At 67.6% G+C, this 10120-nt stretch carries 4 protein-coding genes and 2 pseudogenes; 1 reads left to right on the top strand and 5 read right to left on the bottom strand.

The window, feature by feature from the left end:
- Positions 1-5: 5 nt before the first annotated feature.
- From FKV23_RS17785 to FKV23_RS06960, 4 genes and pseudogenes are all read right to left on the bottom strand, one after another.
- A pseudogene (locus FKV23_RS17785) lies at positions 6-104 on the bottom strand (ESPR domain-containing protein); the annotation flags it as partial.
- 226 nt (positions 105-330) lie between these two features.
- Positions 331-663, bottom strand: coding sequence for a response regulator (locus FKV23_RS17495; RefSeq protein ID WP_244244122.1), 333 nt, complete (start codon positions 661-663; stop codon positions 331-333).
- A gap of 200 nt (positions 664-863) precedes the next feature.
- Positions 864-2609, bottom strand: a pseudogene (locus tag FKV23_RS17490) (PAS-domain containing protein); the annotation flags it as partial.
- A gap of 1298 nt (positions 2610-3907) precedes the next feature.
- Entirely contained in the window at positions 3908-6130 is a 2223-nt protein-coding gene (locus FKV23_RS06960; RefSeq protein WP_141623204.1) for a TonB-dependent receptor, read from the bottom strand.
- 313 nt (positions 6131-6443) lie between these two features.
- Between FKV23_RS06960 and FKV23_RS06955 the strand changes: the two genes are divergently transcribed.
- Positions 6444-7850, top strand: coding sequence for a GntP family permease (locus FKV23_RS06955; RefSeq protein WP_141623203.1), 1407 nt, complete (start codon positions 6444-6446; stop codon positions 7848-7850).
- A 156-nt stretch (positions 7851-8006) separates the two neighbouring features.
- Here the strand turns inward: FKV23_RS06955 and FKV23_RS06950 are convergent, their stop codons facing one another.
- Complete coding sequence (locus FKV23_RS06950; protein ID WP_167285062.1) at positions 8007-10112, bottom strand: TonB-dependent receptor family protein; 2106 nt, start codon at positions 10110-10112, stop codon at positions 8007-8009.
- Between the last annotated feature and the right edge of the window lie 8 nt (positions 10113-10120).

The raw sequence follows: 10120 nt of genomic DNA, 5'->3' as shown, positions 1-10120 counted from the left end.
CCGCTTGTCGACACCCCCGCCCTTCCCCGATGCGAGGCCAGCTCGGAAACGACGACCCAGGCGCGTTGCGCCTGGGACCAGATGACGCGGAATACATGGTTCATACCAGTCCCCTGTTTGATGTGGACGTGGCTGCCGTACGGACCGCAACCAAGTCGGTACTGCCCCGATGCGATCGTCGGACCGTCAATGTGCATGCGATGTGATAGTTGCCGGCTGGCATCGCCACGCTTGTATGGCCGTCAGCGCTCAACACGGCGCCATGGATGATTTCCACCCGGACTTCGCGTACAGCCCGGGACAGAGCTCCGGTACTCGCGCCACGTCTCGCTAGAAGGCCCTAGGGGGAGCCCCTGTTCCTACCGCCGCCAGCAGGCGGTCCAGCACCGACTTCAGCGCCAATGGCTTGAGTGGCTTGGCGATCAGCGACAGGCCGGCTTCATGCACGGCGCGGCGAACAGTCCCACCGCGGTCGGCGCTGAGGATCAGGGTCGGCCGCGCACCATGGCGATCGGCCAGTCTCCCGGCAAGCGCGACGCCGGTATCGCCGTCGTCGAGGTGGTAGTCGAACAGCCACAGCGACACAGGCGCCGCCTCAAGGACCATGGCCGCTTCTTTGCCGTCGCGCGCGGTGGCCACCCCATAGCCCCAGCCATCGAGCACGCCTGCGAGCGCCGCCAGCGCCTGCGGGTCGTTGTCGACCACCAGCACCGGCAGGCCTTGCCCTGTCCCGCTTGAAGGTGCGTCGGCAACCGCGACAGGACCGGCGACACGCGGCACCCGCACGCCGAACGCCGTGCCACACCCGGCACGCTGCGCAGACTGATCGGCACGTGCAGCAGCTGGGCGATACGGTCGGCGATCGACAACCCGAGACCCAGTCCCTGCCCCGGCGCGTCGTCGCCACGGCGGAACTCGTCGAAGATCACCTGCTGCTGCGCGGCCTCGATCCCGGGACCGGTGTCGTGCACTTCGACGCGCAGGCCATTGAGGTCGCGGCGCACGCCCAGCAGCACGCTGCCGGTCGCGGTGTAACGTACTGCGTTGGCGAGGAAGTTCTGCAGTACCCGCCGCAGCAGCTGCGGGTCGCTGTGCACCCAGGCGTTGCAGGCCACGAACCGGAAACGCAGGTCGCGTGCGGCGGCGATCGCACCGAACTCCGAGGCCAGCGGCTCCAGCACTTCGGCCAACGGAAAGTCGCGCGGCTGCGGCACCAGTCCGCCGGCTTCCAGCCTCGACATGTCGAGCAGCCCGGTGAGCAGGTCGCCGGTGGAATCGAGTGCGCCGCTGATCTGGCGCACGGTCTCGCGCTGGCCTGGCGCGACCTGTGGCTCCAGCGCGTCGGTGAACAGCTGTGCGGCGTGCAGCGGCTGCATCAGGTCGTGGCCGATCGCGGCAAGGAAGCGGCTCTTGGCCTCGTTGGCTCGCTCGGCCTCGCGCTTGGCGGCTTCCAGGTCGGTGGTGCGTTCGGCCACGCGCTGTTCGAGCGTTTCCTTGGCCTGGATCAGGCCGGCCTCGGCGCGACGGAACTCGGTGACATCGGTGAAGGTGGCTACGAAACCGCCACCCGGCATCGGATTGCCGCGGATCTCGACGATGCTGCCGTCGGGCAGCACACGTTCACTGAGGTGCTCGGTGCCGGCACGCATGTAGGCCAGCCGGCGTCCAAGCGCACGCTCGATGTCACCGTCTGGCGGCACCTGCTTCATCGCCCATCGGGCCAGGTCGGCGATGGCCGGCCGACCTGGAGCAGCTCTTCGGGAAAGCCGAACAGCTCAGCGTAGCGGCGGTTCCACGCCACCAGGCGCAGGTCGGCATCGACCACGCTGATGCCCTGGCTCATGTTCTGCAGCGCCGCCTCCAGCAAGCGCTGGTTGAAGCGCAGGTCGGCCGAGGCTTCGCCGACGATCTGGGCGACGGTGTCGAAGCCGCTTCCGGCATCGCGGCGCGCGGCGTCGAGCAGGACCCGCGCCGAGGCCGATCCGAGCACCGCCGCCAGCTCGCGCTCGACGGCATCCTCGACCCGCGCCGGTACCACGCGCTCGGCCGGTACGTCGTGCAACAGTTGCGCAACGCGCTCGCGGGACAGAAAGCGCAGGCTCGCCTCGCGCAGTGCGCGGGCATCCAGTCCGCGCCGCACCGAGCGCGGCGCCTCGCGGCGCAGCAGCGCGGCGAGCACCGTCACCAGAGCCCCTGCAAACAGGCTCGCTCCGACCGCGCGACCGAGCCGGCTCCAGCCGGTCAATCCGAACAGGCCATCCGGCGCCAGCCACTGCCAGCCAAACGGCCCCACCGCCAACCAGTCCGGCGCCAGCCCGCGTGCGGAAAGGAACATCGGCACCAGCAGTACCCAGGCCCAGACCGCGAAGCCCGCCAGTACGCCGGCTGTCGCCGCGCGCGGCGGCGTTTGCGGACGCCAGACCGCGAACGCCAGTGCCGGACTCAATGTCGCCAACGCCGAGAACGACACCGCACCGACATCGGCCAGTGCGTCGTTGCCGGCCACCAGCCGGCTGTAACCCCAGGCCAGCAGCATGATCACCACGATGCCGGCCCGGCGCAGCCCCAACACCCGGCCACGCAGATCGCTGCCGTCGTTGCGCGACCATGCTCCGCGCAGCAGACCTGGCGCGAACCAGTGGTTGCCGATCATCAGGCTCAGGGTCAGCGTGCTGACCACGACCATGCCGGTGGCCGCGCTGAGGCCGCCGAGAAACGCCAGCAGCGCCAAGCCGTCATGGCCTTGCGACAAGGGCAGCGCCAGCACGTACAGGTCCGACGGCACCGCGCCCCCCAGCAACGCGCCGCCGGCTTTTGCCAGCGGCAGCACCGGCAGCGCGATCAGCACCAGGTACAGCGGAAACAACCAGCGTGCGGTGGACACGTCGCGCTCGTTGCGGCACTCGACCACGCCGATGTGGAACTGGTGCGGCAGGATGAACATCGCCAGCGCCCCCAGCAGCACCAGCGGCACGAAACCGCCACCGGCGGGCGGCAGGGCTTCGACTGGCATGGTCGTCACCGCGGGCAGCTCCTTCAACCCGAACCAGACGAACACGCCGATCGCCAGCATCGCCACCAGCTTGAACAGCGACTCGAACGCCATCGCCAGCACCAGTCCGCGGTTGTGCTCGGCCGCACTGGCCCGGCGGGTGCCGAACAGCATCGCGAACAGCGCCATCGCCAGCGCCACGTACAGCGCGCTGTCCTGCCAGGCAGGCAGCGCACCGGCGTCGGCTGCAGGCACGACCATTGCGCGCGCGGTCAGCATCTGGAAGCTCATCGCCACCGCCTTGAGTTGCAGGGCGATGTACGGCACCAGCCCGAGTGCGGCAACCAGGGTCACGGTGGCGGCCAGCCACGCATCCTTGCCCAGCCGGGTGGCGATCAGGTCGGCCAGCGAAGTCGCGTTGGTCTCGCGAGCCAGCCGCACCAGCCGCACCAGGAACCCCACCGCCAGCGCGTAGAACAGGATCGCGCCGAGGAAGGTCGGCGGCAGCGGCCAACCATAGCGCGCGGCCTGGGTCACCGTGCCGTAGAACGTCCACGAAGTGCAATGCACCGCCAGCGACAGCGCGTAGACGTGGTGCCAGTGACGGGCCCAGGCGGTGGGCCGGCGCTCGGCGTACAACGCGGCGCCGAACATCAACGCAAGCCAGACCAGGCTGGCCAGCGCGACGGCGGTCAGGCTCAGCATGGGAAGGTTGGACGCGGCATCGGCGCAGGATAGCGCAGCAGTGTTGGGGCTTTACTCCTGCTGAGGGAGGGAGCGTGGCCTCAGAAGTTGTAACGGGTATTCAACCAGCATGTAGCCCGGGTAAGGCGAAGCCGCACCCGGGGATATCAGCATCATGTCCCGGGTGCGGCTTCGCCTTGCCCGGGCTACGAAATGTGCTGCTCCTGCAAATCAGAAGTCGTACCGGGCAGTCAGCCAGTACTCGCGCGGCGGGCCATAGAAACCGGTCAGCACCCCGAGCACGCCGATGTTGTAGCCGGTGGTGCGGTATTCCTCGTCGAGCAGGTTCTTGCCCTGCAGGGCGAAGCTCCAGTTGTCGTTCATGCGCCAGTTGACGCCGGCATCGAGCAGGCCGTAGCCGGGCTGCCTGATCTCCTCCGACAGGTCGGTGGTCGGGTAGACCTCGCTCTGGTAGCTGTAGCCGACACGTGCGGAGAAATCGCCGCCGTTGGCCAACGGCATCTGGTACTCGACGTTTACCGCACCGGAGAACTCGGGCGCGTTGGTGAACTTCTGGCTGTCGGCGACATCGACGCCACTGGTGATGAACTCGTCGTACTTGGTATCCAGCCAGGCAAGGTTGCCGGTGATCGCCCAGTGCGGGTTCGGCAGCCACTGGTACTCGACTTCGACACCGTTGGCCGTGCCTTTGCCGGCATTGGTGAAATCGCCGAAGAAGGCATCGTCGACGCCATCGCCATCCGAGTCGTAGGCAGTGAAGACCGACAACTGGATGTCCTTGTAGCGATTGTGGAACGCGGCCAGGTTCAGGAACAGGGTCTGGTCGAGGAAGGCCATCTTGCTGCCGATCTCGTAGCTGTCGACGACCTCGTCATCGAACGGTTCGGCCGAACGCGGCACCGCCGTGGCATTGGCGCGGATATTGAAGCCACCCGACTTGAAGCCCCGCGACGCCGAACCGTAGACCATGATGTCCGGGGTGACCTGGAAATCGAGCGCGACCTTCGGCGAGGTGTTCTTGAAACTGACCGTCTTGTCGAAGTCGGAAACGGTCGCGATCGGCGTAGTGTACGTCCCGTCGCTGTAGGAACGATTGAGCACGATCGCACGCTTGTCCTCGTCGGTGTAGCGCGCGCCGACGTCGAGGCTCAGGCGATCAGTCAGGTCGAAGGTCCAATCGGCGTAGAGGGCGATGCTCTCGGTAAGGACCTTGCCCTGGGTGTCGCCGAACAGGGCGCCGATGAAGTTGTTGAGCACCTGGCCGCCGGCCTCGCCGTCGAACAGGTACACGCCCATCACGCCGCGTGCGCGGCCGCCGGCGTCGTAGTTGAGCTGGGCCTCGTTGCTGACCTGCTCGTCGCTGTAGAAGGCCTTGACGTCGACGATGGGGGCGGTGGTCAGGTCGAAATCGATGTTGGTCTCGGTATCGGACTCGCGCTTGGCGATCACGTACTTGAATGACCAGTCGTCGTTGATGCGCCAGTTCATGGTGGCCGAGACGCCCTTCATCTCGGTGTCGTTGACGTTGGGCATGCCATTGCGGACGTCGTAGCGGCTATCGAGCGGCGGAAACTCGCCGTACTGCGGGAACAGTGCTGCATTGAACGGGTTGGGCGCGAGCATCTTCGCGCCGCGCACGCCGGAGCGGTCATCCATCCAGTCGTAGGCGAACTGGAAGTTGAGGTCTTCATCGACATAGGCGCCGAGCTGTGCGCGCAGTGCCAGAACTTCCTTGTCGCTGACTTTCTGGCCGGTGACCTGGTTCCTGCCGTAGCCGTCGCTGTTGAGGCTGGCGACCGAGATACGGCCGCGCAACACGTCATTGGACGCGATGGAACCGCCGACGGCCGCCTTGACGTCGAGCTTGCCGTGGTTGCCGGCGGTGACCGATGCGAACCCGTCAAGCCCGGTCGGCAGGCCGCGCGAGATGTACTTGATCGCACCGCCGATGGTGTTCTTGCCGTACAGGGTGCCCTGCGGACCGCGCAGCACCTCGACGCGCTCGACATCGAACACGTCGAGCAAGGCGCCTTGCGGACGGGCAATGTAGACGTCGTCCAGGTAGATGCCCACGCCCGGATCCACGCCCCACAGCGGGTCGGACTGGCCGATGCCGCGGATGTAGGCGGTGACCGTGCTGCTGGAACCGCGTGCGGCGTAGACGGTGAGGTTCGGCACCTGCGCACCGAGGTCGGACAGATCCTCGACGGCCAGCTTGTCCAGCGCGTCGGCGGTGAAAGCGGTCACCGCGACCGGCACTTCCTGCAGGGTTTCCTCGCGCTTGCGGGCAGTGACCGTGACCGCGTCGAGCGTGGTCGAGGCCTGCGTGGCAGGCGGTTGTCCGCCCTGCGCCGCGGCACCGTCCTGTGCCCATGCGCCGGGCGCAAGCAACGCGCAGGCGATGGCAATGCTCAGGTGTGTGTGCTTGGTCATGTGTTCCGCTCCTCCCCATCGTGTGGTCGCCCGCCGGCCATGCCGGAAGCGGGATGTGTTCGACGGGCCCTCCCCGCCATGCCAGCAAGCCTAGGTGGGGGACCGGGCGGGGGCATCTGTACCTTCGGACAATGCCGATAGACACCCAACGGGCCGAGACTGCAGCGAAACCGGGATCCTGTCATCCCCGCGAAGGCGGGGATCCATGGACTTCGCCTTCCATGTGATCAACGTCCATGGATTCCCGCCTGCGCGGGAACGACGATTCTGGTCACAGCGGCAACCGCCGCCCTCCTTTCTACCGAGGACCGCAATGTCATTCCTGATCGTGCTGGCTGCACTGTGCTTCCTGATGTTCGTCGCCTACCGCGGCTACAGCGTGATCCTGTTCGCGCCGGTGGCGGCGATGGGCGCGGTGCTGCTGACCGACCCGTCGCTGGTCGCGCCGATGTTCACCGGACTGTTCATGGACAAGATGGTGGGCTTCATCAAGTTGTACTTCCCGGTGTTCCTGCTCGGCGCGATCTTCGGCAAGGTGATCGAACTGTCCGGCTTCTCCAGGTCGATAGTGAAGGCGACGATTCGGGTCGTCGGCGCGAAGCGGGCGATGCTGTCCATCGTCATGGTCTGCGCGCTGCTGACCTATGGCGGGGTGTCGCTGTTCGTGGCGGTGTTCGCGGTGTATCCATTCGCCGCCGAGTTGTTCCGCCAGAGCGACATTCCCAAACGGCTGATCCCGGGCACGATCGCCCTGGGTGCGTTCACCTTCACCATGTGCGCGTTGCCGGGCTCGCCGCAGATCCAGAACATCATCCCTACCGCGTTCTTCGGTACCGACGCCTGGGCCGCACCGCTGCTCGGTACGCTTGGCGGCGTGTTCGTGCTGGCCGTCGGCATGCTTTACCTGGAGTGGCGCCGCCGCGTCGCCGCAAGGGCCGGTGAGGGCTACGGCGACCCCGCCACCCTGCTCAACGAGCCGGCGCCGTTCAGCGGCGGCAAGCTGCCCTACCCACTGGTCGCGCTGCTGCCGCTGGTGCTGGTCGGCGTCAGCAACAAGCTGTTCACCCTGTGGATCCCGAAGTTCTACGGCGACAGCCACAGTTTCGTGCCGGCGGTGATCGGCCAGGCCGCGCCGGTGGTGCAGGAAACCTCGAGGATCGCCGCGATCTGGGCCGTGGAAGGTGCGCTGCTGGTCGGCATCCTGTGCGTGCTGGCGTTCGCATGGAAGCCGGTCGCCGCCCGGTTTGCCGAGGGCAGCAAGGCCGCCGTCGGCGGCGCCCTGCTGGCCGGCATGAATACCGCTTCCGAGTACGGGTTCGGCGCGGTCATCGCCGCCCTGCCCGGCTTCCTGGTCGTCGCCAATGCGCTGTCGTCGGTGCCCGACCCGCTGGTCAACGAGGCGATCACGGTGACCTCGCTGGCCGGCATCACCGGTTCGGCATCCGGCGGCATGAGCATCGCCCTGGCGGCGATGGCCGATACCTTCGTCGCCAATGCCAACGCCGCGGGCATCCCGATGGAAGTGCTGCACCGCGTCGCCTCGATGGCCTCGGGCGGCATGGACACCTTGCCGCACAACGGCGCGGTGATCACCCTGCTCGCGGTCACCGGCCTGAGCCACCGCCAGAGCTACAAGGACATCTTCGCGGTGACCACGATCATCATGACCGTTGCGGTGTTCCTGGTCATCGGGCTGTATTACGCGACCGGGCTGGTGTAGCCCCCCGGATCTGCCGCCGCCGGACAAGGGCCGCTTCGGATCCGGTATCCGTAGCCCGGGTAAGGCGCAGCCGCACCCGGGGTTTTCCGCAACGGGAGCCCCGGGTGCGGCTGCGCCTTACCCGGGCTACTTCATGCTCTCCGGGCTACAGCAGGATCAATGCATCTGCCAGCCAAGCCCAAGCGTGAACGTGCGTCCCGGTCCGGGCTCGAAGAAGCGGCCGTTGCCCTCGTTGACGATCACCGAACCGATGTAGTCGCGATCGAACAGATTGTCGATGCGGGCGAAGCCGTGCCATCCGCCGCTGGCCTGCCAGTCGAAACGCAGCGCCAGCCTCGCCTGGCCGGGTGCACTGTCGCTGTTGAGGTCGTCGACCGGCACCGCGGCGGCGACATGGGCTTCCATCGCCGCGCCGAGGCGGTCGTCCGCGCGCCGCCAGGCCAGTTCGCCGAAACCCGACGCGCGTGCAATGCCCGGGACCCGGTTGCCGGCGGGCACGGTACGCGTCTCGGCGTCGGTTCCACGAACGATCGCGTAGCTGAAGTCGCGGATGAAGCGCGCATCCACCCAGTTGCCGACCAGGGCATACGACCAGTGGCCGCCGAAGTCCCCGGCCAGGCTCAGTTCGACCCCGTTGCGACGGGTACGCCCGGCGTTGGCGAAGCTGGCACGCCCGCCCTGACTCTGCGCAGGCACGATCTCGTCCTCGCCTTCCACGCGGTATGCGGTGGCGGTGGCCTCGTGCCCGGCAACGCGCCAGCGCAGGCCCAGCTCGCCCGAGTGGTAGCGGGCCGGCACCAGCGCGGTGTTGAACCCGGCGCTGCCATCGGGCCGATAGGCGAGTTCAGTGACCGTGGGAGTCTCGAATCCACGACCGAAGCTGGCAAAGACCTCGCCATTGAAGGTCTCGTCATCCGATCCCCCGCCGGCGAACGCGCGCGATGCGCCCAGCGATAACGCATGCTCGCGATAGTCCAGGCGCCCGCTGTCGTCGCCATTGCCGGGCGCCACGTAGTGGTCGACCGATACGAAATCCATCCACGCCAGCCGCGCACCGCCCAGCACGGTCCAGTCGCCGGCGAAGCGACGGTCCGCGATCGCGTACACCTCGCGCGTCTCGATCCTGTTGTCCTCGTCGCGGCGCGGACGGCCACGCACACCGCGCACGACCTCGCCATCGGGCGCAACCACGAAGTTCTCGTAGCCCTCGCGCGCCTCGTCCAGGCGCGAAACCTCGACACCGACCGCCAACGACGTCGCCTGCCAGCGCCAGCGATGCCCCGCATCGAAGCCGTACGAGCGGCGCGCCACGTCGATGACGCCACCGCCACTGCCCGGAGCCTGCTGCGCGCCCTCGGGGATTGCGAGGAACTGGACGATGTCGCGATCGATCGCATGGCCGCCCACCCAACTGCCGCCAGCGGTGGTATCGCGCTCCCAACGCAGGCCGAACTGGTGGTTGTCGATCTTCTTGCGGGTATTGAACAGCAACGCGGCGGGAGCGGTAGCGTGTGGATCGAGCTCCCAGTCCTCGCGGGTCAGGCCGAGCGGATCCTCAGTCCAGGGCTGGACCAGGCTGTTGGCGACCAGGCGCAGGCGCTGGTCCGTGCGCGGCATCCATTCGGCAACGACCTCCCCCTGCATGCGCTCGGCCGCGCTATGCGGACGGTAGCCATCGCTATCGAACCGGCTGCCGCCGACGCGCCAGCGCAGGGTCTGGTCGCCGCCACCGGCCCGCGCCGCAAGTCGCCAGCTATCGTTGTCGTCCATCCATGCTTCGACACCCGTCCTCGGATCGAGCGAGAGGTCGGTATGGCCGACGATCACGCCCCCGGCCGCGTTGCCGTACTGCAACGCCAGCGGTCCGCGCAGGATCTCGATGCGGTCGAGGCTGCCGAGCGGGAAGGTGGCCGCCTGCCCCTGCCCGTCCGCGGCGGTCGCCGGGATACCGTCGACCAGCAACCGCAGTCCGCGCACGCCGAAAGTGGAGCGCGCACCGAAACCGCGACTCTGGATCTGCAAGTCCTGCGCGTAATTGTGGCGGTCGAGTACGGCGATACCCGGCACCCGCGCCAGCGGCTCGGCCAGGCTGACCTGCTGCTGGCCGCGATGCAGCGCTTCACCTTCGACCACGGTCACCGCGCCCGGAAACGCCGACAAGGGTCGAGTCTCGCCGAGCACCCGGACCGTATCGAGAGTGGCCGCGTCATCGACGGACTGTGCCTGCAACGACAACGGAAGTCCGGAAACGGAAGCGAGCATCAACGTGA

Origin of the sequence: Lysobacter alkalisoli, assembly GCF_006547045.1 — a bacterium.
Lineage (GTDB): Bacteria > Pseudomonadota > Gammaproteobacteria > Xanthomonadales > Xanthomonadaceae > Marilutibacter > Marilutibacter alkalisoli.
Note: the sequence above shows the minus strand (reverse complement) of the source record. Positions and strands in the feature narration are given on the sequence as shown.